Origin of the sequence: Pandoraea sp. PE-S2T-3, assembly GCF_002179965.1 — a bacterium.
Classification (GTDB): Bacteria; Pseudomonadota; Gammaproteobacteria; order Burkholderiales; family Burkholderiaceae; genus Pandoraea.
Genome location: NZ_NGUQ01000032.1, coordinates 22868 through 46237 on the forward strand (window position 1 = coordinate 22868; position 23370 = coordinate 46237).

Here is a 23370-nt window from a genome sequence, read left to right on the forward strand (position 1 = left end):
TCGTTCACTGCGCGTAACATCCCCCCATTTTTCGGGCAATTCCGATTGAGATCCCCCAGGGATTTGACGAGACTGAAGCTTCACGTCGCTCTCGTCATTCCCTGTCATGTCATCGCAAGCCGTCTCGACGCCACGCCGTCACACGCCCGCTGAATCGCGCAGTGTGGACGCGCCGGTTGCTGCGTCATTTTCATCCCCTGCCCCCACCCCCGAAGCGGCTTCGCCTCTCCAGTATCTGGAACAGATGCTCGGTGAAGCAGTGCGCGCAGGTGCCTCCGATATTCACTTCGAGCCGATGGCACGACGGTTCCGCATTCGCTTGCGCGTAGATGGCGAACTGCACGAACACGCCGAAGTGCCGGTCGCGTGGCGCGACATGCTGGTTGCCCGATTGAAGGTACTCGCCCATCTGGACATCTCGGAAAAGCGTCTGCCGCAGGATGGCCGGATGTTATGGCGTGAATCGGGCGAACCTGTCGAATGCCGCGTCAGCACGTTGCCCACGCTCTACGGTGAGAAGTTGGTGGTGCGGCTGCTCGATGGCGCCAAGGTGCCGCTCTCGCTCGAATCGCTCGGCTATACGCCTGTGCAATATCAGGCGCTCGCACGTGCCATCGCGCGCCCGCACGGGATGATCCTGCTCACGGGGCCGACAGGGAGCGGCAAGACGGTGTCGCTTTACAGTTGCCTGCGGCGGCTCAACGACACCACACGCAATATCGTGACGATCGAAGATCCGGTCGAAATCCGGCTGCCGGGCGTCACGCAGGTCAATCTCAACGAGCGGGCCGGGCTCGACTTCTCGACCGCCTTGCGCGCCTTCCTTCGACAAGATCCCGACGTGCTTGTGATCGGGGAGATCCGCGACGCACAGACCGCCTCGATTGCCGTACAAGCGGCGCAAACGGGTCATCTCGTCTTCGCCACCGTGCACGCCAACGATGCTTCGAGCACGGTCGCCCGATTGCTGGATCTCGGGGTCGCGCCGTTCAATCTGTCGTCGGCGCTCCTGCTGGTCAGTGCGCAACGTCTCGTCAGGCGCCGTTGTCCGGCGGGGTGTGATGTGGCCGGGGGCGCCGACGCATCGAAGGAGACGCCGTCGGCCCCGTCCGGGATTACCGAGCATGGAGCGCCTGGAGAGGGCCGCGACGAACCGCAGCGCCGCCACACCTGCATGCGCTGTCACGGCACTGGATTTGCGGGCCGCATTGGTGTGTTCCAGGTGATGCCGATCAGCGCCACGCAAGCGGTCAACATCGCGCAATCGCGCAGTCCTCACGAACTAGCGGCGCAGGCGGCGAGCGAAGGCGTGATGACGCTGCGCGAAGCGGGCTTGTGGCACGCCAGTGCGGGCACGATCTGTCAGGAGGATGTCGATGCGACAACACCTGCCTGACGGGGTGACCCGGCGCGCCCCAGTCGCCCAACCCCGTCGCTGGCACTGGCAGGGGCACGACGCCGATGGCCGTGCCCGGCAAGGAGAGCTGATCGCGACGGGTGAAGCGGTCGCACGCCTCGAATTGCGTCGGCAACATGTGCGCGTGACGCACCTGAGCGCCGGACGCCGCCACACCGCCGCCATTCGCGTGAAAGCCATCGATGCCGCCAATCTCATGCGACGCCTTGCCACGCTGCTGGCAGCCGGTGTGCCCTTGAGTGCCGCACTCGACATCCTCGCGCGCGGTGCGTACGCCCGTGGTCTCAAACGTCTCGCGCGAGAAATCGGGCACGACGTCAGGCAAGGCTTTCCGCTGGCACAGGCGATGGCGCGTGCAACACATCATTTCAACACCGTCGATTGTCAGTTGGTCGCCGCGGGCGAACTGGGCGCACAACTCGCACCGACGCTCGCCCGCCTCAGTACGCAGCGTGACCACACGCGCGCACTCCGCGAAAAACTCCAGCGGGCGCTCTCCTATCCCTTGACCGTGCTGGGCGTGGCCATCGCGATCGTAATCGCGCTGCTTCGCTGGGTCATCCCCGAGTTCGAACGGCTCTTTGCCAACGCCGCTGGCGGCGGCGTACCGTTGCCACCGCTCACCCGATGGCTCATCGACATGTCTCGCGTCACGCTCGACGACGGACCATGGCTGCTGGCCGCCCTCAGCACCGCAGGCGTCGCGATCAGCGTGACGCTCAGGCGCAGTTCGCGCGCGCGACGATGGCGTGATCGCCTGATCCTGAAACTGCCCGGTATCGGACCGATCGTGCGCATGACAAGCACCGCGCGCTGGGCCCGCACGCTTGGCACACTGCTGGACGCGGGCATTGCGTTGGCCGACGCGATGGACGCCGCGGCCAACGCCTGTGGCAACCTCGTCATCCGGCAGTCCGCGCACGTCGTGCACGTGTCGGTCGCCCGCGGTGCACGGCTGGCGACGGCCCTGGAGGCCGATTCACACTGGCCGCTGGTCATCGCACAACTCGCCGTGGTGGGGGAGGAATCGGGTACACTCGGGCGCATGCTCAACCAGGCGGCCGATCTGCTGGACGAAGAAGCCGCACATACGCTGGTGAGCGCCTGCGCGACGCTGGAACCCATGATGATTACGTTGCTCGGACTGCTGATCGGAGGCATGGTGCTTGCCATGTATCTGCCGATGTTCCAACTCGGATACGGTGTCGCATGAACGGCTACGCAGAGCCTCTGCTCATCGACTTTCTCGCCCAACTGGCGCCGCACTGGCGCTTTGCGCTCTTTGCTGCCGTCGGCATCGTCGCAGGCCTCTTTCTCGATATCGCCATACGCCGCGTGCCGGTCGCCGTCGAACTTGCATGGCTGGCAGAGTCAGCCACCGCGACCACATCCGCCACCTCGATCAACTCGATCAACGCAAGCGCGTCTGCCTTATCCCCTGACCATGGCGATACGGAGATTCCGCTGGCATCGATCACCGCCCTATCCGCAGAACGTTTCCAGGCCGTGCCGCTGCCCGACGCTGCGCCGACACGCCGCTGGCAGTTGTCGGTGCTTACTGCGCTGCTGAGCGTGGCCGTGGCATGGCGCTTCGGCCCGACTTGGCAGAGCGTAGGCGCCCTTGGCCTCGTATGGACGCTCATCACACTCGCCTACATAGATTTCGACACACAACTGCTGCCCGACATCCTCACCTTGCCGCTGCTATGGGCGGGCCTCCTCTGTAATCTGGGCCACTGGTTCGCCACGCTCCCGGCAGCGGTGATCGGGGCGGCGGCGGGCTACCTGAGTCTCTGGCTGCTGTACTGGGTCTATTGGCTGCTGCGGCGCCGCGAGGGCATGGGTTTTGGCGACTTCAAACTCTACGCTGCACTGGGCGCATGGCTCGGATGGGCCTCGCTGTTGCAGATCATGACGCTGGCGTGTTTGCTCGCCATCGTGGTGGCCGGCAGCGCCTGGATCGCGGGCCAGCTGCGCCACGACCAGATGTTTCCGTTCGGCGCGTTTCTCGCGGCGGGGGGTATTGCCACGCTGTTCGGCGGCAATGAATTGATGATGTGGATCGGAGGCACCCCATGACTTACGCCATCGGCCTGACCGGCGGCATCGGCAGCGGCAAGACCACTGTCGCCAACCTGTTTGCCGCGCACGGCATCGCCATTATCGACACCGATGCGATCGCCCACGGCATTACCGCACCGGGCGGTGCCGCCATGGCTGCCATCCGCCGCACGTTCGGTGATGATTTCGTGGCCCCCGACGGCTCGCTCGATCGGTCCCGTATGCGCGAACTCGTCTTTGCCGATGACGATGCAAAAGCGCGTTTGGAGGCCATTACCCATCCGCTGATCCGCACCGAGTGCGAGCGAGCGGCGGCGCAAGCCGAAGGGCCCTATCTGATTTTCGTAGTGCCGTTGCTGGTCGAGTCGGGCACGTGGCGCGAACGTGTGCAACGCATACTCGTCGTCGACTGTCCGGAAGAAACGCAGATCGCCCGCGTGATGGCGCGCAACCATTTCTCGCGCGATCAGGTGCTGGCGATCATGGCGCGGCAGGCTACGCGAGCACAGCGGCTCGCGCTCGCCGACGATGTCGTCGACAACGACACGCAACACGCTGCACTGACCTCGCGTGTGGATCGCCTGCATGCGGAATATCTCAAACTCGCGGGGCAATTCGGTGCACACTGAGTCACTCGACGCTCACAGGGACATCGCAATGCGGCGCTCGTTGACAACGCACATGGCAATTGCGCGCCATGGAACGCCGACGCGCGTTGCTTCTCTTTGGATTCCCGCATTAGAATGTCGCCATTACGCTGAAAAGCGCCAACTTTTGGGCCAACGCGCTTGATCCTGTACGAATATCCGCTCAACGAACGCATTCGCACGCTGCTTCGGCTAGAAGAGCTGTTCGGGCGCTTTGCCTTTTTCGTCGGACAGGATCAGCCGCTCGATCATCACGCGGCGCTGATCACCATGTTCGAAATCGCGGACATCGCGGGGCGCTCCGACCTGAAGAACGATCTGGTCAAAGAACTGGATCGGCAGCGGCTGACGCTTCAAACCTATCGCGGCAATCCCGACATCGCGTCGGATGCCCTCGAACAGTTCATCGACGAAGTCGAGCGTGCGATTGCCAATCTCAATCAGATTCCCGGCAAACCTGGCCAACACCTGAACGACAACGAATGGCTGTCGAGCATTCGCAGCCGCTCGGTGATCCCCGGGGGAACGTGCCGCTTCGATCTGCCGTCGTATTACGCGTGGCGGCACAACGATACCGAACAGCGCCGCCAGGACATCGACAAGTGGATTGGTCCGCTGATGCCGCTGCGCGATGCCATCGGCATCGTGCTCGGACTGGCGCGCGAATCCGGTCACGCCAGCAAGGCGATGGCGCAGCAAGGCAGCTATCAGCAGATGCTCACGGGCCGCGTCTACCAGCTCATGCAGGTGCGCGTGGCCGCCGATCTGCGCGTGATCCCGGAAGCCAGCGCCAACAAGTACATGCTTTGGGTGCGTTTCACCACGCAGGACGGCGATCTGAAGCCCCGTCCAGTCGACAGCGACGTACCTTTCCTGCTGACACTCTGCAATCTGTAAGACCATGACAACCGTCGTCAATTGTCCGACCTGCGGCAAGAAAGTCGTTTGGGGCCCTGAAGCCAAGTTTCGTCCGTTCTGCTCGGAGCGCTGCAAGCAGATCGACATCGGCGCATGGGCCGCAGAGAAGTACACCATTCCCGCAGAAGTCGCTGACGATCCTTCGCAAGACTCACCGCTCGATCCGACGGAGCGCTGAATTTTGTCGCTGAAGTGAGTCGATAAAACAAAAAAGGCACCCCAGGGTGCCTTTCTTGTTTTTCAGACCTGCCGTGGTGCGTCCGTGACCTGATTATTTGCTCGCCATTTCCTCGGCGAGCCAGGTAAGCGGCGGTTCTGCGGCCGGCAGCAGCGGGGTAACGCCCACCGGCGGCCGCTCCCACGCCAATGCCTGCCCTTCCTTGCCATGCGGCTCGCCGTCCCATGCCGTGACCTTGCAGAAGTGCAGACGGACATACGCATGCGGGTAATCGTGCTCCAGCACACGCCATGGTGCGCATCGCACGACCGTCACGCCCAGCTCTTCGTGCAGTTCGCGCGCCAGCGCCGCCGCGACCGACTCACCCGCTTCGAGCTTACCGCCCGGAAACTCCCAGTAACCGGCATACGGTTTGCCTGCCGGGCGTTGGCCGAGCAGCACCGTGCCATCGGGGCGCACCATCACGCCAACCGCCACTTCCGTAATGGCACGCCCATCGGGCGCGTATCGCTTCGATTCAGTCATAAGTCTGCGGTTCTCTTGGCCGGGCGCGCCATCGCTGCACACGCCCCGGCTTTTTTGCGGGTCTGTTGTCGGTCTTGAAAAAGCGTCAGGACGCCGCGGCACCGCTGAGCTTGCCCGCCCAATCGCGCGCAAACTGGAACGCCACACGTCCCGAACGTGATCCACGCTCCAGCGCCCAGATCAGCGCCTCATGGCGCGCTTTCTCAAGCTGATCGGCCGGCACACCGAAGTGTTGCAGCCAGTGACCAACGATGCTCAGGTAGTCGTCCTGCTTGAACGGATAGAAGCTCACCCACAGGCCGAAACGCTCGGACAGGGAGATCTTCTCTTCGATCACTTCGCCCGGATGAATCTCACCGTCATCGGTGTGGCGATAGGTCTCGTTGTCCTTCATGTACTCGGGCAACAGATGGCGGCGGTTCGACGTCGCGTAGATGAGCACATTGTCCGATTGCGCGGCGATGGAGCCGTCGAGCGCAACCTTCAGCGCCTTGTAGCCCGATTCGCCGTCCTCGAACGACAGGTCGTCGCAGAACACCACGAAGCGCTCCGGACGCGCCGAAATCAGATCGACGATGTCGCCCAGATCGACCAGATCGTCTTTGTCGACTTCGATCAGACGCAGGCCCTCGCTCGCATACTGATTCAGGCAGGCCTTGATCAGCGACGACTTGCCCGTGCCGCGTGCGCCCGTGAGCAGCACGTTGTTGGCCGGCTCGCCGCGCACGAACTGACGCGTGTTCTGTTCGATCAAACCCTTCTGGCGCTCGATGTTCTGCAAATCGCCCAGCGTGATTTCCGAGACGTGCGCGACCGGTTGCAGGAACCCGCGTCCCTGCTTCTTGCGCCAGCGAAACGCCACTGCCGCATTCCAGTCGATCTCGGGCGTGGCCGGCGGCAACATCGCCTCCAGTCGGGCCAGCACGCCTTCGGCGCGCGTGAGGAACTGCTCCAGCTTGTCCATGCTTCGAATCCTTGCGCTGGCGGGAAAATGCCAGTCGATGTCTCGTCGTTCGGTGTTGTCGTTTCCCTTCGCTATCGGCCCCGATGCTCGTGCCATCGGTGACCTGCCTGCCAGCCCGTGTTGCCGGCACCTCGAACGGCGCATCGCCCGTGCCGGTCAGGCACGCATCGATGTCACCGACAGCGCTCGTCTCCGGTAGAAGACGGGCGCTGTCGCGTCGGGGCTCAGGAGCGGTAGTCCGCGTTGATGCTCACGTAGTCGTGTGACAGATCGCAGGTCCACAGCGTTGCTGCCGCGTCGCCGCGGCCCAGCACCACGCGCACCGTGATCTCGCTTTGCTTCATCACGCGCTGACCGTCTTCTTCGCGATAGTCGGCGTTACGGCCGCCGGCGCGGGCGACCAGCACGTCGTCCAGATACAGGTCGATCTTGCTGACGTCCAGATCGTTGACGCCGGCATAGCCGATGGCCGCCAGAATCCGGCCCAGATTGGGGTCCGACGCGAAGAACGCCGTCTTCACCAGCGGCGAGTGGCCGATCGCATACGCGATCTGACGGCACTCGGCCACGTCGCGGCCGCCTTCGACGGTCACGGTGATGAACTTGGTGGCGCCTTCGCCGTCGCGCACGATCAGTTGCGCCAGTTCCTGCGAGATCGACAGCAGCGCGTCGCGCAAGGCGGCAAACGCCGGCGTGTCGGTGCTGCTGATTTCCGGCAATTCGGTCTGGCCCGTGGCGGCCACGATGAACGAGTCGTTCGTCGAGGTATCGCCATCGATGGTGATCGCGTTGAACGAGCGGTCGGCCACGTACTTCACCAGCGCGTCGAGCACCGGCTGCGCCACACGGGCGTTGGTGCCAACGTAACCGAGCATGGTCGCCATATTCGGCTTGATCATGCCGGCGCCCTTGCTGATGCCGGTCATGACGATGGTCTGGCCGTCGATCACGACTTCACGCGAGGCGGCCTTCGGCAGCGTGTCGGTGGTCATGATCGATTGGGCGGCTTCGTACCAGTGCGCCGGTGCGAGATTGGCAATCGCTTGCGGCAGCCCCGCGACCAGACGGTCGACCGGCAGCGGTTCGAGAATCACGCCCGTGGAAAACGGCAGAATCTGGTTCGGCGAAACCGACAGCAGCTTGGCCAGTGCGTCGCACGTGGCGCGCGTCGCGGCCATACCCGGCTCACCGGTGCCGGCGTTAGCGTTGCCGGTGTTTACCACCAGCGCGCGAATGCCCGCGTGTGCGGCCAGATGCTCCTTGCAGACGGTGACCGGCGCCGCGCAGAAGCGGTTCGTGGTGAACACGCCCGACACGGTGCTACCGGCGGCCAGTCGCATGACCAGCACGTCCTTGCGGTTCGGCTTACGGATATTGGCTTCGGCCCAACCCAGTTCGACGCCGGGCACGGCGCGCAATTGGGAGGCTTCGATCGAGGGGAAATTGACGGCCATGAGGGTTCGCCCGCGAGAGGTAAGGGTTGCATCTCCCGCCCTGGCGACGTCGGCACGACAGTCCGCCCGGGCGGCGGTTGATCGGTGCGGCCGGAGACTGCGAGTACCGGCGCCACAAACGACTCGGCGCCGATTTTTGGTCGGCGCCGCGTCGCTCGGTTCACATCTTAAGACAGTTTGCCGTGGCAGTGCTTGAATTTCTTGCCGCTGCCGCACGGGCACGGATCGTTGCGGCCAACCTTCGGCAGCAGATCGTCGCCACCGGCCACCGCAGCAGCAGCCGAGGCGATCGCCGCGACCACCGGACGCCCGGCGTCCTCGTCGACTTCGCCTTCACCGCCCACGGTCTCGAGTTCGTCATGCTTGAACTCGATGTTGACCAGCCCGCCCGCGTTGTCTTCGAGCGATTCGGTCGCCTGCTCCAGCTCTTCCTGCGACTGAATCCGCACGTTCATGATCACGCGCGTGACTTCCAGCTTGATGGTTTCCAGCAACTGGGAGAACAGTTCGAACGCTTCGCGCTTGTACTCCTGCTTCGGGTTCTTCTGTGCGTAACCGCGCAGATGGATACCCTGGCGCAGGTGATCAAGGGCGGCCAGATGTTCGCGCCAGTTCGAGTCCACGCTTTGCAGCATGACCGAGCGCTCAAAGCCCGAGAACGACTCGCGGCCCACTTGATCGATCTTGGCGCTGTAGGCGGCCTCGGCGGCTTCGAGCACTTCCTTGAGGATGTCCTCGTCGTCGATCTCGTCGGCGCCTTCGATGCGCGATTGCAGCGGCAGGTCGAGCTGCCACTCTTCGCGCAGCGTCGTCTCGAGACCCTTCAGGTCCCACTGCTCTTCCACCGTACCGGCCGGCACATAGGCACGCACGATATCTTCGAACACGCTCTGGCGCATGCCGGCGATGGTTTCGGAGACGTCTTGCGTTTCGAGCAGTTCGTTACGTTGCTGATAGATCACCTTGCGCTGATCGTTGGCCACGTCGTCGTACTCGAGCAGTTGCTTACGCACGTCGAAGTTACGCGCTTCGACCTTGCGTTGTGCCGATTCGATCGAGCGCGAGACGATGCCGGCTTCGATGGCTTCGCCTTCGGGCATCTTCAGGCGATCCATGATCGCGCGCACGCGGTCGCCCGCGAAAATGCGCAGCAGCGGATCTTCCAGCGACAGGTAGAAACGCGACGAACCCGGGTCACCCTGACGGCCCGAACGGCCGCGCAACTGGTTGTCGATACGGCGCGACTCGTGACGCTCGGTGCCGATGATGTGCAGACCGCCAGCGGTCTTCACTTGCTCGTGCAACCCTTGCCACTCGTCCTGCAATTGCTTGATGCGGCTTTGCTTGTCGGCTTCCGAAATGTTTTCGTCGGCTTCGATGAATGCCGATTGCTTCTCGACGTTGCCGCCCAGCACGATGTCGGTACCACGGCCGGCCATGTTGGTCGCGATGGTGATCACGCCCGGACGGCCTGCTTGCGCCACGATCTCGGCTTCACGCTGGTGCTGCTTGGCGTTGAGCACCTGATGCGGCAGCTTTTCGCGCGTGAGCAGTTGCGAGAGGTATTCCGAGGTTTCGATCGAGGTCGTGCCCACCAGCACCGGCTGGCCACGCTCGACGCAATCGCGAATGTCCTTGATGACCGCGTCGTACTTCTCTTTCGAGGTCTTGTAGATCTGATCCTGACGGTCGATCCGCTTGGGCGGACGGTTGGTCGGGATCACCACCGTCTCGAGACGGTAGATTTCGTTGAATTCGAACGCTTCGGTATCCGCCGTACCCGTCATGCCCGAGAGCTTGGCGTACATGCGGAAGTAGTTCTGGAACGTGATCGAGGCGAGCGTCTGGTTCTCGTGCTGGATCGTGACGTGTTCCTTCGCTTCCACGGCCTGATGCAGACCTTCGGACCAGCGACGGCCCGACATCAGACGGCCCGTGAATTCGTCGACGATGACGATCTCGTCGTTCTGCACCACGTAGTGCTGATCCTTGTGGAACAGCGTGTGACCGCGCAGGGCGGCGTACACGTGGTGCATCAGCGTGATGTTCTGCGGTGCGTAGAGGCTGTCGCCCTCGGCGATCATGCCCCACTCGGCGAGCAGTTGCTCGGCCTTCTCGTGGCCGCGCTCGGTCAGGAACACCTGACGTGCCTTCTCGTCGAGCGTGTAGTCGCCCGGCACTTCAACGCCCGTGCCGTCGGCCTTCTCTTCACCGATCTGACGTTCGAGCATCGCCGGCAGGCGATCCATCTTGACGTACAACTCGGTGTGATCTTCGGCTTGACCCGAGATGATGAGCGGCGTGCGGGCTTCGTCGATCAGGATCGAGTCCACTTCGTCGACGATGGCGTAGTTCAGGGCCCGCTGCACGCGCTGCTCGGTCTCGTAGACCATGTTGTCGCGCAGGTAGTCGAAGCCGAACTCGTTGTTCGTGCCGTACGTGATGTCGGCGGCGTAAGCGGCCTGCTTCTGATCGTGCGGCATCTGCGACAGGTTGATACCCACCGACAGACCGAGGAAGTTGTACAGGCGCGCCATCCATTCGGCGTCGCGCTGGGCCAGGTAGTCGTTGACCGTCACGACGTGCACGCCCTTGCCCGAGAGTGCATTCAGATAGGCCGGCAGCGTGGCGACGAGCGTCTTGCCCTCACCCGTGCGCATTTCGCCGATCTTGCCGAAGTGCAGCACCATACCGCCGATCAGCTGCACGTCGAAGTGACGCATCTTCAGCACGCGCTTGCCCGCTTCACGGCAGACGGCGAAGGCTTCGACGAGCAGCGAGTCGACGCTCGCCCCTTGGGCGATACGTTGCTTGAATTCCTCAGTCTTGCCACGCAGTTGCTCGTCGCTCAGCTGTGCGATCTGCGGCTCGAGCGCGTTGATCGCCGCGACGGTTTTCTGGTACTGCTTGATGAGCCGCTGGTTGCGGCTGCCAAATACTTTTTTGAGAAGACCGGGAATCATCGGATCACTGGTAAGGGCGGCAAATGTCGTTCGCAAGCGTGCGGACGGTCGAAGGAACAAGGTCCGAGCGCCACGAAATTCCCCCCGTGACATCCGGACCGCCCGACGCGCCTGCGCACTGCGGGTCACCAGCATTTGGCAGAGTTGCCACGTGCCGGTTCGATACCTGTTCTAAAAAAAGGATTCTAGCATGCTGCGGTGATACGCCCGGGCGCCTTGGCATCTCGGACAGCCTTGGTTTCTCGCCGCCCGCCGGGTCCACGCCCGATCGCGGGGTAGAATATGAGGCATTCTCTGTCTCACCATATGAAACGACGCAAAGCACCCCGTGTTGCCCGCCCGCTGAACGCCCTGTTATCCGCGTCTTTATCGACGTCCGACGGCGCAGGATCGCTGCTGGCCGCCGCCGAACAGCTCGGCCGCCTGGAGCGCGATGTGCACGCGTTGCTGCCAGCGCCGCTCACCGCGAGCGTGCGGGTCTCGCCGCCACGCGATGGGGCGCTCGTCTTTCTCGTCGCCAACAATGCACTGGCCGCGCGCTTGCGCCAGCAAACGCCTTCGTTGATCGAAGGCCTCGCCAAGCGCGGCTGGCTGATTCGTACGATTCGCATCCGCGTGAGCATCACGGCGCCGGAACCGCCCAAACCACCCAAGGAAGCCCGCCTGCCGCGACAAGGTCTGGTGAGTCTGCGCGATTTGCGCGATTCGCTGGAACCGTCGCCGCTTCGCGACGCACTGGCCCGGCTGGTGGCGCGACACTCTTACGGCGGCACCCGCAAGCCCTGAGCTTCGCGGCAATCACGGGCGACCGAAACTTGTTGCGCGTCAAATAAAAAAGCGCCGGGAAACCGGCGCTTTCGTTTTGTTACATTCGCACCGGCAAGCGGTGCGGCGCGTAACCCGCGCGTGACGTGCGCGACTTATGCGAATTGCGTTTGCGGTTCGAACTGGAAACCGCGCGGTGCGTCTTCGGCACGCTCGAACGTCACCACTTCGAACGCTTCCTGTGCGAGAAGCTCGCGCAGCAACTGGTTGTTCAAACCGTGGCCCGACTTGTATGCCGTGTACGACGCCAGCAACGGGTGACCGATGACATACAGGTCGCCGATCGCGTCGAGCATCTTGTGCTTCACGAACTCGTCGTCGTAGCGCAGGCCATCGTTGTTCAGAATGCGGTACTCGTCGAGCACGATCGCGTTGTCCATACTGCCGCCACGGGCGAGGCCCAGTTCGCGCAGCATTTCGACTTCATGCGCGAAACCGAACGTGCGGGCACGGGCGATTTCCTTCGCGTAGGACGTTTCCGCGAAATCGACTTCGAGCGCCTGACCGGTGCGGTCCACCGCCGGGTGACGGAAATCGATCGTGAACTTGAGCTTGAAGCCCTCAAACGGATCGAGGCGGGCGAACTTGTCGCCTTCGCGAATCTCGACCGGCTTGGTCACACGGATGAATTTCTTGGCGGCGGGCTGCTCTTCGATGCCAGCCGACTGGATCAGGAAGACGAACGTTGCAGCGCTGCCGTCCATGATCGGAATTTCTTCGGCGGTCACATCGACATACAGATTGTCGATGCCCAGCCCGGCGCATGCCGACATCAAGTGTTCCACGGTGGAAACACGCGCACCATCCTTCTGCAACACCGACGCGAGACGCGTGTCGCCGATCGCCATCGCCGACGCCGGAATCTCCACGGGGGGATTCAGATCGGTACGACAAAAGACGATGCCGGTGTTCGGCGGCGCCGGACGCAGCGACAACTCGACCTTGCGACCGGAGTGCAAGCCGATGCCGACTGTCTTGGCGATGGATTTGAGAGTGCGCTGCTTGAGCATGCTATTTATTAAAACTATCAGACGCTAATGACCATAGATCGAATTATATCAGATCGGCGCCTTCATCGCTGTGCCACAAACACAACGATTCGTTACTAAACATTTTGGATTGTGCCTCACGGATACACATTCCGAATATCCCGTCATACGAAACAAGCCATTTCGCATTCCAGCGAAGGCCATTACCTCTCGGGGGCCCCTCGCGCCCTTCAACGTTCATCCTAGAACATCGACGCGCTGGTGCAGGGCACCCCGTCCACCGCGACGGAGGCATGCCGCGGTGGACGGGGGACAGACTCGCGAGACCGGGTCAGGGATGGCGGACGCTTACCCGTAACGTCCGTCATCTGTCGCGCGTTGACCTCTCATGCGACTCTGGTTGTCGCAACGACGAGACATCAACCCACGCAACAACCTTGCCGTATCGCCTTTCAGACTCGTACTGCGGCGCGCCTTCCCCACACCGAAAGGTATGGTTCATAGGGCGGCGACGAGTCCTCACGACGACCTGCGTAGGTCTCGCGATTCCCAAGGTGCGGCGGCGCCAGGCACTGGTACCCGGCCCGCGCGCAACCCTGTCAGTCGGCTTGCTTGCGCAGGAAGGCCGGAATGTCGTACGTGTCGACACCCTTTTCCTGCAATGCGGCAACGTGCGAGGCTGCGGTCTCGCGCGTGCTGCGCCACACGGCCGGCGTATCGAGCGCGCCGTAGTCCGTACCGCTGGCCTGACCCACGTTCGGCACATGGCCGGTCGCGATCGGCATATTGTCGGTACCGGTCTTGAGCAGCGTCATCGGTGCAGCAGCCTTCTTCGCGACGGCACGGCCCAGGCCCGTTGCGACCACGGTCACGCGCAGTGCATCACCCATCTTGTCGTCGTAGACGGTACCGAAAATCACGGTCGCGTCTTCGGCGGCATAGCTCTTGATGGTGTTCATCACTTCACGCGTTTCCGACAGACGCAGCGAACGCGAGGCCGTGATGTTGACCAGCACGCCACGCGCACCCGACAGGTCCACGCCTTCCAGCAGCGGGCTTGCCACGGCTTGCTCGGCGGCCAGACGCGCACGATCGACACCGGCAACCGTCGCCGTGCCCATCATGGCCTTGCCCTGCTCGCCCATCACCGTCTTCACGTCTTCAAAGTCGACGTTCACCAAACCGTCGACGTTGATGATTTCGGCGATACCGGCCACGGCGTTGTGCAGCACGTCATCCGCGCATTGGAAGCACTTGTCCATTTCGGCATCGTCGCCCATGACTTCGAACAGCTTGTCATTGAGCACCACGATGAGCGAGTCGACGTTGTCTTCCAGCTCTTGCGCGCCGGTCTCGGCCACGCGCATGCGCTTGCCACCTTCGAACTCGAACGGCTTGGAGACCACACCCACCGTCAGGATGCCCATCTCCTTGGCGATCTGCGCGACCACCGGTGCTGCGCCCGTGCCCGTACCGCCACCCATACCGGCGGTAATGAACACCATGTGCGCACCGCGCAGGGCATCGGCCACGCGCTCACGCGCTTCGTCCGCTGCGGCACGGCCCATCTCCGGCTTCGCGCCAGCGCCCAGACCGGTCTTGCCGAGCTGGATGTTGACGGAGGCCTGCGAGCGGCCCAGTGCCTGCGCGTCCGTGTTCATGGCGATGAATTCCACGCCTTGTACACCGCGGTTGATCATGTGCTGGACGGCATTGCCGCCAGCGCCACCAACACCCACCACCTTGATGATGGTGCCGTTGGTTTCCGTTTCCAACATTTCGAAGTTCATAGCGCCTCCAGTGAATTAAAAACAGATCCGGCACTGCCTGATCACGCGCCGCTCGGGTAAGCCGCCCGTGGGTTCAACACCGAATCCACACCCCTCAAACAACTCAATAAAACGACTTAAAAATTGCTGAAGAACCAGTCGCGCATGCGCGTCCACACCTGGTTCGCTTGTCCCGATTGCACGGCGACCTTGCGGCCGCGCATGCGTTGCGAGCGCCCTTCGAGCAGCAGGCCCATCGCGGTCGCGTAACGCGGGCTGCGCACCACGTCGGCCAAGCCGCCTGCGTACTCCGGCACGCCGATACGCACGGGCTTGAGGAAGATGTCCTCGCCCAGTTCGACCATGCCCGGCATCATCGCGGCGCCGCCCGTGAGGACGATGCCCGAGGACAGCAGTTCTTCGTATCCCGACTCGCGCACGACCTGCTGCACCAGCGAGAACAGTTCTTCCACGCGCGGCTCGATCACGGCCGCCAGTGCCTGACGCGAGAGCGTGCGCGGACCGCGCTCGCCAAGGCCCGGCACTTCGATCATTTCGTCCGGATCGGCCAGCGATTGCTTGGCGATACCGTGCTGAATCTTGATGTCTTCCGCGTCGGGCGTCGGCGTGCGCACGGCCATCGCGATGTCGCTCGTGATCTGGTCACCGGCGATCGGAATGACGGCCGTATGGCGAATCGCGCCTTCGCTGAAAATCGCGATATCGGTCGTACCGCCACCGATGTCGATGAGCACCACGCCCAGTTCTTTCTCGTCTTCGGTCAGCACCGAAATGCTCGACGCCAGCGGTTGCAGAATCAGGTCGTTCACTTCGAGACCGCAGCGGCGCACGCACTTCACGATGTTTTGTGCGGCCGACACGGCGCCGGTCACGATGTGCACCTTCACCTCGAGACGGATGCCGCTCATGCCGATCGGCTCGCGCACGTCTTCCTGACCGTCGATGATGAATTCCTGCGTGAGGATATGCAGCACCTGCTGATCGGTCGGAATGTTGATCGCCTTGGCCGTCTCGATGACGCGCGCCACATCGGCCTGCGTCACTTCCTTGTCCTTGATCGCCACCATGCCGCTCGAATTGAAGCTGCGGATGTGGCTGCCGGCAATGCCCGTGAACACGTTGGTGATCTTGCAGTCGGCCATCAGCTCGGCTTCTTCAAGCGCGCGCTGAATGGACTGCACGGTGGCCTCGATGTTCACCACGACGCCCTTCTTCAGGCCCCGCGATTCACTCTGGCCAAGACCGATCACTTCATAACGGCCTTCAGGGCGCAGCTCGGCCACCACCGCCACGACTTTCGACGTGCCGATATCAAGGGCGACCAACAGATCTTTGTAATCTTTGCTCATAGCGTGTGTAAGTCCTGAAGTCTCACTGGCTTCGCTTCACCGGGGCGGCAGGCTTCTTCGCTGCCGGCTTTTGCGAATCCCGCTTCTGCGGCGGTGCTGCGGCGAGTTTCTTGGCCTGCTCTTCGCTCAAGAAACGCATGCCCGCAGCCCGTACCGCAAAACCGTTCGGGTAACGCAGATCGGCATACTCGATCTGATTGCCCCAGCGCGCCGCTACCTGCGGATACGCCTGCACAAAACGTCGGCTGCGTGTAACGAGGGTCTCGGGCGTACGCTCGCGTCCCAACGCCAGTTGCAGCCCCCCTGCCAACCGCACGCCCCAGGCGTAGCGGTTCGACAGCGTGATCGCTTCGGGTTTCATATTCAGCGGCGCGAACCACTTCACGAAGTCGTAGTACCGCGCCGTCACATCTTTCTCGCTGCCCGGCGGACCGGCGAATTCCGGCAACTTGCCGTCGTCCTCCGCTTCGGCCAGATTTGCCGCAAACAGTTCGCCGTCCACACTCACCAGACGGCCGTCGTTCCACGTCGCCAGCGGTTTGTACTCCTCGATCGACACCGCGAGCTGGTTCGGCCATACCCGACGCACGCTCGCATGACGCACCCAGGGCACTGCTTCGAACGCCGCGCGCGTGGCATCCAGATCGATCGTGAAGAAGTTGCCCTTCAACCGCGACACCGCATTCGCACGCAAGGTCGGCCCGTTGATGTGCGACACATCCCCGTCGATCTGAATCGCCTTGAGCGTGAAGATCGGTCGCTGAATCAGCCAATGGCCGCCCGCCGCGAGCGCCGCCAGCACGACGAGTGCGACGAGCGCACTCGCGATGGCGTTGAGCAGGCGTACGTTTTGCCACATGGCGATTCGCTTTCCGTATCAGGGCGTTCTTCAACGCGTTATTCAAGATGTCACTCAGGTTTCCACTGCGCGTTCGGATGCAGATCGAGCGTCGCAGTTGCCAGAATTTCAACCACCAGGTCTTCATACGACAGGCCCGCCGCCCGCGCCGAAATCGGCACCAGCGAGTGGCCGGTCATTCCCGGCGACGTATTGATCTCCAACAGATACGGCTTGTTGTCGCGCTTGCGCAGCATCACGTCGGCACGCGCCCAGCCACGGCAACCCAGCACCAGGTACGCGCGCAACACGATGCGCTGCACTTCTTCCTGCAACGAGACCGACAACGGCGGCGGGCACTCGTAGCGGGTGTCGTCCTTGAAATACTTGTTCTGGTAGTCGTAGTTCGCGTCCGGCGCGACGATGCGGATCACCGGCAGCGCACGCGCTGCGGCAGCACCCTTGGTGCCCACGCCGAGCACCGGCACGGTCAGCTCGTCCCCGTCGATGAACTCTTCGGCGAGCACGTCGGGATCGAGCGCGACGGCCTTCTCGAACGCCGCCTTCAATTGCGATGCCTCGGTGACCTTCGTCAAACCGATGGTCGAACCTTCGCGCGACGGCTTCACGATCAGCGGCAGGCCGAGATCGCGCGCCACGGCGTCGAAATCGCTGTCGGCGTTGAGCATCGTGAAGCGCGGCGTCGGCAGCCCTTCGTTGATCCACACGCGCTTGGTCATTTCCTTGTCCATCGCCAGCGCAGACGCCAACACGCCGCTGCCGGTGTACGGAATGCCCAGATGTTCGAGCGCGCCCTGCAACGTGCCGTCTTCACCGTAGCGGCCGTGCAGCGCGATAAACACGCGGTCGAACTTCTGCGCGGCCAGCGCGGCCAGGTCATGCATGCCGGTATCGAAACCGTGGGCATCCACCCCGCGCGAGCGCAGGGCTTCGAGCACGCCATTGCCCGAAATCAGCGAGATCTGACGCTCGGCCGAGCGTCCGCCCATCAGGACGCCAACTTTGCCAAAACGTTTCGGATCGAAAGCACTCACGTCAAACTCCTTGCTGAACTTGCAACTTCGCGGGCACCGCGCCGATCGAGCCGGCACCCATGGTGATGACAACGTCGCCCGCACGGGCGACCTGCGAAATGGCGTCGGGCAACAGCGCGACGTCTTCCACGAAAACCGGTTCTACCTTGCCCGCCACCCGCAACGCGCGCGCGAGCGCGCGGCCATCGGCGGCCACGATGGGCGCTTCGCCCGCCGAATAGACTTCGCCGAGGACCACGGCATCGGCTTCGGACAACACTTTCACGAAGTCTTCGAAGCAGTCGCGCGTGCGCGTGTAACGATGCGGCTGGAATGCCAGCACGATGCGACGCCCCGGAAACGCACCCCGGGCGGCAGCGAGCGTCGCCGCCATCTCGACCGGGTGATGACCATAGTCGTCAATCAGCGTGAACGAGCCGCCACCGTTCGCTTGCGGCAGTGCGATTTCGCCGTAGCGCTGGAAACGGCGGCCGACGCCGTTGAATTCGGCCAGCGCCTGTTGAATCGCGGCGTCGGGCACTTCGAGTTCGGTCGCAATCGCAATCGCCGCCAGCGCGTTGCGCACGTTGTGCTCGCCCGGCAGATTCAGCGTGATATCCAGCGGCGGTGCACCGTCGCCGAAAGTGCGAAGCACGGTGAAGCACATGCGGCCCGCATCAGCGCGCACGTTGATGGCGCGCACCTGCGCGTCTTCCGACAAGCCGTAGCGCACGATCGGCTTCGAGACGAACGGCAGAATTTCGCGCACGTTCGAATCGTCCACGCACAGCACCGCGATCCCGTAGAACGGCAGGCGCTGCGTGAAGGCCACGAACGACTGCTTCAGCCGTGCGAAGTCGTGCCCGTACGTATCCATGTGATCCGCATCGATGTTCGTGATGACTTCGATGACCGGATTCAGATTCAGGAACGAGGCGTCCGACTCGTCGGCCTCGACCACGATGAAGTCGCCCGTGCCGAGCTTGGCGTTGGCACCCGCGCTGTTCAGGCGGCCGCCGATCACAAAGGTCGGATCGAGCCCGCCTTGTCCCAGCACGCTGGCCACCAGACTCGTCGTCGTGGTCTTGCCGTGCGTGCCGGCAATGGCGATGCCCTGCTTCAGCCGCATGAGTTCCGCGAGCATCAGCGCGCGCGGCACGATCGGAATCTGACGGGCACGGCCCGCGAGCACTTCGGGGTTGTCTGCCGTGATGGCAGTCGACACCACGATGGCATCCGCGCCGTCGATGTTCCCGGCCGTATGGCCACGGGCGACGCGTGCGCCAAGCGCCACGAGGCGCTGCGTCACGGCGTTGTCGCCGAGATCGGAGCCGCTGACCTGATACCCCAGGTTAAGCAGCACTTCGGCAATGCCGCTCATACCCGAGCCGCCGATGCCGACAAAGTGAATGTGTTTGACGATGTGTTTCATTTCAATCCTTGGCCAGGGACGCGCACACGCGCGCCACTTGTTCGGTGGCGTCCGGCTTGGCGAGCGCCCTGGCTTTCTCTCCCATCGCGAGCAGCGATTCGCGCGTCTGACGGCGCAACCACTCGGCCAGGGTCTCGACCGACAGCTCGCGCTGATCGATCAGCGTTGCCGCACCCTTATCGGCGAGGAAACGCGCATTGGTCGTCTGGTGATCGTCGACCGCGTGCGGGAACGGCACGAACAGCGCCGCCACCCCGGCGGCGGCCACTTCGGCCACCGTCATCGCGCCCGCCCGGCAGATCACCAGATCCGCTGCGGCGTAGGCCTCGACCATGTTGTCGATGAACGGCAGCGCTTCGACCGTCACCCCCGCTGCGGCGTAATTCGCCTGCAACGTCTGAATATGTTTAACGCCGGCCTGATGCGTGACCTGCGGGCGCGTCTCGCGCGGCAGCTTGGCCAGCGCCTTCGGCACGATCTCGTTGAGCACCGTCGCGCCCAGACTTCCGCCCACCACCAGAATGCGCAGCGGGCCGGTACGGGCACCGTAACGCTCGGCCGGCGGTGCCATGTCGTCGAAATCGGCGCGAATCGGGTTACCGACCCACTCGCCGCGCTCGATCGTGTCGGGGAACGCCAGCAGCACCTTGTCTGCCACGCGCGCGAGCACTTTGTTCGCCAGCCCCGCCACCGAGTTCTGTTCGTGCAGCACCAGCGGGCGACCCAGCAGCGACGCCATCATGCCCGCCGGGAACGTGATGTAACCGCCCATGCCGAGCACCACGTTCGGCTTGGCGCGACGCACCGCCGCGAAGCTTTGCCCGAACGCACGCAGCAGGTTCAGCGGCAGCAACAGCTTGGTCATCAGACCTTTGCCGCGCAGCCCGCCGAACTTCACGAACTCCATCGGAATGTCGTACTTCGGCACGAGCGTCGCTTCCATGCCGTTCGGATTGCCGAGCCACACCACGCGCCAGCCCTGCACGCGCAAAAAATTGGCAACCGCGAGGCCCGGAAAGACGTGACCGCCCGTGCCGCCGGCCATGACCAGCAGCGTGCGTGTCTTCGTCTCCGGTGCCGGCATCGCGGTAGCGCGCTCGGTCATACTTTTCCTCCCCGCATCAGCACGCGGTTCTCGTAATCCACCCGCAGCAAAATCGCCACGGCCACACAGTTGAGCAAGATGCCCGAGCCGCCGTAACTGACCAGCGGCAACGTGAGCCCCTTGGTCGGCAGCAGGCCCAGATTCACGCCCATGTTGATAAAGGTCTGCGCACCCAGCCACACGCCCACGCCCTTGGCCAGCAAGCCGGCGAACGTGCGTTCGAGGGCCAGTGCCTGACGGCCGATTTCAAACGCGCGGCGCACCAGCCAGTAAAAGAGCAGGATCACCACCAGCACGCCCACGAAGCCGAACTCCTCACCGATCACGGCGAGGATGAAGTCGGTATGCGCTTCCGGCAGGTAGTGCAGTTTTTCGATGCTGCCGCCCAGCCCCACGCCAGTCCATTCGCCGCGACCGAACGCGATGAGCGAGTGCGTCAACTGATAGGCCTTGCCGAGCGCGTAGTCTTCGCGCCACGGGTCGAGATACGCGAAGATCCGTTCGCGACGCCATGGCGAGAGCCAGATCAGCATGGCAAACGTGCCGACCGCCGTGAGCGCCAGACCGCCGAACAGGCGGCCGTTCACGCCACCGAGGAAGAGAATGCCCATGGCGATAGCGGCCACCACCATGAACGCGCCCATGTCCGGTTCGAGCAGCAGCAACAGGCCCACGAACACCACGGCAATGCCCATCGGCAGGAAGCCCTTGCCGAAGCTCTGCATGAATTCCTGCTTTCGCACGGTGTAGTTCGCGGCGTACAGCGTCACCGCGAGCTTCATGATTTCCGACGGCTGGAGGTTCAACACACCAAACGGAATCCAGCGCTTCGAGCCGTTCACGCCCTTACCCACGTGTGGAATCAGCACGATGATGAGCAGCAGCAACGCGAGCAGGAAGACCTTGGGCGCGAGCTTGTCGAGTGTCTTGACCGGAATGCGGAAGGTGATGACGGCCGCCGTCAGCCCGATCGTGAGCGACACGATGTGGCGGCCGAGAAAGTGATACGTCGAGTAGCCGTTGTACTTGGGCGAATCGGGCAGTGCGACCGATGCCGAGTACACCATCACCAGACCGAGCGAGAGCAGCGTAATCACCACCCACACGAGGGCGTGATCGTATTCGAGCATGCGCGAGCGCGTGGGCTTGATGCTGCCCAGCGTGCGGCTCGCCGCCGTGGTTGCCGCGCCCGGTGCCGTGGCCGTACCCGCGCCGGCAAACCCCGCCTGACGCTTCTTGCTGAAGAACGACTTGAGACGATTCATAGCATCACCCCCGCGTCGGCGGCCAGATCAATGACGGTGTCGCGAAATACCTGCGCACGATGCTCGTAGTTGCGGAACATGTCGAAGCTCGCGCACGCCGGCGAGAGCACCACTGCGTCGCCCGGCTGGGCCAGCTTGGCGGCTTCGCGCGTGGCGTCTTCGAGCGTCGGCGCGTCGATCAGATCGACGCCCGTGTCGGTCAGCGCTTCGCGCAGCAAACCGGCGTCGCGGCCAATCAGAAACACGGCGCGTGCATGGTGCGCGACCGGGTTGGCCAATGGCGAGAAGTCCTGCCCCTTGCCTTCGCCGCCCAAAATCAGCACCAGCTTCTTTTCCAGACCGGTGATCGCGGCGACCGTGGCACCGACGTTGGTGCCCTTGCTGTCGTCGTAGTACTCGACTTCGTTGATGCTGGCCACGAGTTGCACGCGATGCGGCTCACCCGGGTATTCGCGCAGGCCATGCAGCAGCTTGGCCATCGGCAGGTCGATCGCACGGGCGAGTGCCAGCGCCGCCAACGCGTTCGACGCGTTGTGCTGGCCCCGGATGCGCAGCGCATCGGCCGGCATCAGACGCTTGCCGAACACTTCGACGACGGCCTGCTCGGCGTTCGCCTTACGGCGCTTCGGCGCGGGCGGCGCATCGTCGCGCGTGATGCCCTCCACCAGCCACCACATGCCGCCTTCCATCTCCAGACCGAAATCGCCCACGGCATCGGGCGCCGACGTGCCGAACGTCACGACATTCGCCTCGGGCGACGCCATGGCGATCACGCGCGAATCGTCGCGATTGAGCACGCGAACGGTCTGCGGCCCGAAGATGCGGGCCTTGGCGGCAACGTACGAATCCATGTCGCCGTGCCAGTCCAGATGGTCTTGCGTGATATTGAGAATGGTCGCTGCGTCCGGAGCGAGCGAGTGCGTGGTCTCGAGCTGGAAGCTGGAGAGTTCGAGCACCCAGACGTCGGGCAGCGTTGCGTCGGCGATGCACTCGGTCAGACGATCGAGTGCGGACGGGCTGATGTTGCCCGCCACGGCCGTACGCTTGCCGGCGCGACGGCACAGCAAACCGGTCAGACTCGTTGTCGTGGTCTTGCCGTTCGTGCCGGTGATCGCGAGCAACTTCGGAGCGTAGCCGCTGGTCGCCTGCATATGGCGCAGCGCCTGCGCGAAGAATTCAATTTCGCCCCACACGGGAATGCCGCGCTCGGCGGCCTCGGCCAGCAGCGCGGTCACATCGGACGCGAGCGGCGAGAGACCGGGGCTGATGCCGATCAGCTCGATATCGTCGAGCAACGGGTCGATGCGATCGGCAAATGCGCCGCCGACAAACTCGGCCTGCGGGGCTTCGGCGTGCAGCGTGGCGACGTTCGGTGCGCTCGGCGGCAACGCGCGCGTGTCTGCCGCACGGACGCGGCAGCCGTAACGCGCGCACCAACGTGCCATCGCCAGGCCGGACTCTCCCAGACCCAGGATCAGGACACGCGGTTGCCAGGATTCACCAAACTTCTCGCCAAACACGTCGCTCTTCCTTTTATCGATTCAAACAACCTACGAATGCATCGCTTCTTTGCCGCCGATCTCCCACTATCGGCGTGAGCGGCCCTACCTTTAGCG

20 protein-coding genes are annotated in these 23370 nt (G+C 63.5%); 7 read left to right on the top strand and 13 right to left on the bottom strand.

Annotation, left to right across the window (positions count from 1 at the left end; translation table 11 throughout):
* Positions 1-106 precede the first annotated feature (106 nt).
* The 6 genes from CDV46_RS18750 (at position 107) to yacG (ending at position 5221) form a co-directional block, all read left to right on the top strand.
* Positions 107-1396, top strand: coding sequence for a GspE/PulE family protein (locus CDV46_RS18750; RefSeq protein ID WP_087724201.1), 1290 nt, complete (start codon positions 107-109; stop codon positions 1394-1396).
* Positions 1377-2630, top strand: coding sequence for a type II secretion system F family protein (locus tag CDV46_RS18755; protein WP_176399118.1), 1254 nt, complete (start codon positions 1377-1379; stop codon positions 2628-2630). Before CDV46_RS18750 ends, CDV46_RS18755 begins: the two co-directional genes overlap by 20 nt.
* Positions 2627-3496, top strand: a complete 870-nt coding sequence (locus CDV46_RS18760) for a prepilin peptidase (RefSeq protein ID WP_087724206.1) — start codon at positions 2627-2629, stop codon at positions 3494-3496. The genes CDV46_RS18755 and CDV46_RS18760 overlap by 4 nt, the downstream gene beginning before the upstream one ends.
* Complete coding sequence (gene coaE, locus CDV46_RS18765; RefSeq protein ID WP_087724208.1) at positions 3493-4107, top strand: dephospho-CoA kinase; 615 nt, start codon at positions 3493-3495, stop codon at positions 4105-4107. Before CDV46_RS18760 ends, coaE begins: the two co-directional genes overlap by 4 nt.
* A 159-nt stretch (positions 4108-4266) precedes the next feature.
* Positions 4267-5022: a cell division protein ZapD gene (gene zapD / locus CDV46_RS18770; RefSeq protein ID WP_058376183.1), complete on the top strand. Its 756-nt coding sequence runs from the start codon at positions 4267-4269 to the stop codon at positions 5020-5022.
* Between the two features lie 4 nt (positions 5023-5026).
* Positions 5027-5221 carry a DNA gyrase inhibitor YacG gene (gene yacG, locus CDV46_RS18775; RefSeq protein ID WP_087686368.1) on the top strand — a complete coding sequence of 65 codons (195 nt, stop codon included), beginning with the start codon at positions 5027-5029 and terminating at the stop codon, positions 5219-5221.
* Between the two features lie 93 nt (positions 5222-5314).
* Here the strand turns inward: yacG and CDV46_RS18780 are convergent, their stop codons facing one another.
* From CDV46_RS18780 to secA, 4 genes are all read right to left on the bottom strand, one after another.
* Positions 5315-5746 carry an NUDIX domain-containing protein gene (locus tag CDV46_RS18780; RefSeq protein ID WP_087724210.1) on the bottom strand — a complete coding sequence of 144 codons (432 nt, stop codon included), beginning with the start codon at positions 5744-5746 and terminating at the stop codon, positions 5315-5317.
* An 85-nt stretch (positions 5747-5831) separates the two neighbouring features.
* Entirely contained in the window at positions 5832-6710 is an 879-nt protein-coding gene (locus CDV46_RS18785) for an ATP-binding protein (protein WP_058376186.1), read from the bottom strand.
* Positions 6711-6934: 224 nt separating this feature from the next.
* Complete coding sequence (gene argJ / locus CDV46_RS18790; protein WP_087686365.1) at positions 6935-8164, bottom strand: bifunctional glutamate N-acetyltransferase/amino-acid acetyltransferase ArgJ; 1230 nt, start codon at positions 8162-8164, stop codon at positions 6935-6937.
* A 167-nt stretch (positions 8165-8331) separates the two neighbouring features.
* Positions 8332-11127 (bottom strand): preprotein translocase subunit SecA, encoded by a 2796-nt coding sequence (gene secA / locus CDV46_RS18795; protein ID WP_087686364.1) that lies wholly within the window; start codon positions 11125-11127, stop codon positions 8332-8334.
* A gap of 306 nt (positions 11128-11433) precedes the next feature.
* On the opposite strand from secA, the gene CDV46_RS18800 reads away from it, so the two are divergent.
* Entirely contained in the window at positions 11434-11913 is a 480-nt protein-coding gene (locus CDV46_RS18800; RefSeq protein ID WP_058376189.1) for a DciA family protein, read from the top strand.
* A gap of 134 nt (positions 11914-12047) precedes the next feature.
* Here CDV46_RS18800 and lpxC read toward each other — a convergent pair whose 3' ends face one another.
* The 9 genes from lpxC to murD all read right to left on the bottom strand — a co-directional run bounded on the left by lpxC (position 12048) and on the right by murD (position 23274).
* A complete protein-coding gene (gene lpxC, locus CDV46_RS18805; RefSeq protein ID WP_058376190.1) occupies positions 12048-12962 on the bottom strand; it encodes a UDP-3-O-acyl-N-acetylglucosamine deacetylase in 915 nt (304 codons plus the stop codon).
* A 578-nt stretch (positions 12963-13540) separates the two neighbouring features.
* The gene (ftsZ, locus tag CDV46_RS18810) at positions 13541-14731 is read right to left on the bottom strand and encodes a cell division protein FtsZ (protein ID WP_058376191.1); all 1191 of its coding nucleotides are present in this window, start codon (positions 14729-14731) and stop codon (positions 13541-13543) included.
* A 116-nt stretch (positions 14732-14847) separates the two neighbouring features.
* Positions 14848-16080 (bottom strand): cell division protein FtsA, encoded by a 1233-nt coding sequence (gene ftsA / locus CDV46_RS18815; protein ID WP_010806905.1) that lies wholly within the window; start codon positions 16078-16080, stop codon positions 14848-14850.
* Positions 16081-16102: 22 nt separating this feature from the next.
* On the bottom strand, positions 16103-16939 hold the full coding sequence (locus CDV46_RS18820; protein ID WP_058376192.1) for a cell division protein FtsQ/DivIB: 837 nt from the start codon (positions 16937-16939) through the stop codon (positions 16103-16105).
* 50 nt (positions 16940-16989) lie between these two features.
* Positions 16990-17973 carry a D-alanine--D-alanine ligase gene (locus CDV46_RS18825; RefSeq protein ID WP_084656438.1) on the bottom strand — a complete coding sequence of 328 codons (984 nt, stop codon included), beginning with the start codon at positions 17971-17973 and terminating at the stop codon, positions 16990-16992.
* A gap of 1 nt (position 17974) precedes the next feature.
* Complete coding sequence (gene murC / locus CDV46_RS18830) at positions 17975-19384, bottom strand: UDP-N-acetylmuramate--L-alanine ligase (protein ID WP_087686361.1); 1410 nt, start codon at positions 19382-19384, stop codon at positions 17975-17977.
* Position 19385: 1 nt separating this feature from the next.
* Positions 19386-20489, bottom strand: coding sequence for an undecaprenyldiphospho-muramoylpentapeptide beta-N-acetylglucosaminyltransferase (gene murG, locus CDV46_RS18835; RefSeq protein WP_087724212.1), 1104 nt, complete (start codon positions 20487-20489; stop codon positions 19386-19388).
* The gene (gene ftsW / locus CDV46_RS18840; protein WP_058376195.1) at positions 20486-21754 is read right to left on the bottom strand and encodes a putative lipid II flippase FtsW; all 1269 of its coding nucleotides are present in this window, start codon (positions 21752-21754) and stop codon (positions 20486-20488) included. The genes murG and ftsW overlap by 4 nt, the downstream gene beginning before the upstream one ends.
* Positions 21751-23274, bottom strand: coding sequence for a UDP-N-acetylmuramoyl-L-alanine--D-glutamate ligase (gene murD, locus CDV46_RS18845; RefSeq protein WP_087724214.1), 1524 nt, complete (start codon positions 23272-23274; stop codon positions 21751-21753). Before murD ends, ftsW begins: the two co-directional genes overlap by 4 nt.
* Positions 23275-23370 lie beyond the last annotated feature (96 nt).

What these genes read in the sequence shown, in the direction of transcription:
- CDV46_RS18750 (WP_087724201.1), top strand. Translation starts at nt 107, where the DNA reads ATGTCATCGCAAGCCGTCTCGACGCCACGCCGTCACACGCCCGCTGAA.
- CDV46_RS18755 (WP_176399118.1), top strand. Translation starts at nt 1,377, where the DNA reads ATGCGACAACACCTGCCTGACGGGGTGACCCGGCGCGCCCCAGTCGCC.
- CDV46_RS18760 (WP_087724206.1), top strand. Translation starts at nt 2,627, where the DNA reads ATGAACGGCTACGCAGAGCCTCTGCTCATCGACTTTCTCGCCCAACTG.
- coaE (WP_087724208.1), top strand. Translation starts at nt 3,493, where the DNA reads ATGACTTACGCCATCGGCCTGACCGGCGGCATCGGCAGCGGCAAGACC.
- yacG (WP_087686368.1), top strand. Translation starts at nt 5,027, where the DNA reads ATGACAACCGTCGTCAATTGTCCGACCTGCGGCAAGAAAGTCGTTTGG.
- CDV46_RS18780 (WP_087724210.1), bottom strand. Translation starts at nt 5,746, where the DNA reads ATGACTGAATCGAAGCGATACGCGCCCGATGGGCGTGCCATTACGGAA.
- CDV46_RS18785 (WP_058376186.1), bottom strand. Translation starts at nt 6,710, where the DNA reads ATGGACAAGCTGGAGCAGTTCCTCACGCGCGCCGAAGGCGTGCTGGCC.
- argJ (WP_087686365.1), bottom strand. Translation starts at nt 8,164, where the DNA reads ATGGCCGTCAATTTCCCCTCGATCGAAGCCTCCCAATTGCGCGCCGTG.
- secA (WP_087686364.1), bottom strand. Translation starts at nt 11,127, where the DNA reads ATGATTCCCGGTCTTCTCAAAAAAGTATTTGGCAGCCGCAACCAGCGG.
- CDV46_RS18800 (WP_058376189.1), top strand. Translation starts at nt 11,434, where the DNA reads ATGAAACGACGCAAAGCACCCCGTGTTGCCCGCCCGCTGAACGCCCTG.
- lpxC (WP_058376190.1), bottom strand. Translation starts at nt 12,962, where the DNA reads ATGCTCAAGCAGCGCACTCTCAAATCCATCGCCAAGACAGTCGGCATC.
- ftsZ (WP_058376191.1), bottom strand. Translation starts at nt 14,731, where the DNA reads ATGAACTTCGAAATGTTGGAAACGGAAACCAACGGCACCATCATCAAG.
- ftsA (WP_010806905.1), bottom strand. Translation starts at nt 16,080, where the DNA reads ATGAGCAAAGATTACAAAGATCTGTTGGTCGCCCTTGATATCGGCACG.
- CDV46_RS18820 (WP_058376192.1), bottom strand. Translation starts at nt 16,939, where the DNA reads ATGTGGCAAAACGTACGCCTGCTCAACGCCATCGCGAGTGCGCTCGTC.
- murC (WP_087686361.1), bottom strand. Translation starts at nt 19,384, where the DNA reads ATGAAACACATCGTCAAACACATTCACTTTGTCGGCATCGGCGGCTCG.
- murG (WP_087724212.1), bottom strand. Translation starts at nt 20,489, where the DNA reads ATGACCGAGCGCGCTACCGCGATGCCGGCACCGGAGACGAAGACACGC.
- ftsW (WP_058376195.1), bottom strand. Translation starts at nt 21,754, where the DNA reads ATGAATCGTCTCAAGTCGTTCTTCAGCAAGAAGCGTCAGGCGGGGTTT.